A 244-nucleotide genomic window follows, 5' to 3' on the forward strand; every position below is an offset into this window, starting at 1 on the left:
ACATCACCCGGCTTTACCGTGATGCAGCGTTCTTTTGGTACGCCGTAGCTCAGCCATTTTTCTACGCTCTTCATTGGTCCAATGAACGGTACGTCGCCTTCTACATTCTTTAATACCGCGGCCGCAAAGTATGGATCAATGTGGTCATTGTGATAGTGAGTGGATAATACCGCATCCACACTTGTTACTGCGAACGGATCATATACGATCGGTGCCGCTCTTAAATTCGGTTGGGTCATCCGGC

At 48.8% G+C, this 244-nt stretch carries 1 pseudogene; it reads right to left on the minus strand.

The features are described from left to right. Positions 1-244 (minus strand): annotated as a pseudogene (locus tag DWZ33_RS18385) (L-ascorbate 6-phosphate lactonase); the annotation flags it as partial.

It is taken from the genome of Dielma fastidiosa (assembly GCF_003475485.1).
Taxonomy (GTDB): domain Bacteria; phylum Bacillota_I; class Bacilli_A; order Erysipelotrichales; family Erysipelotrichaceae; genus Dielma; species Dielma fastidiosa.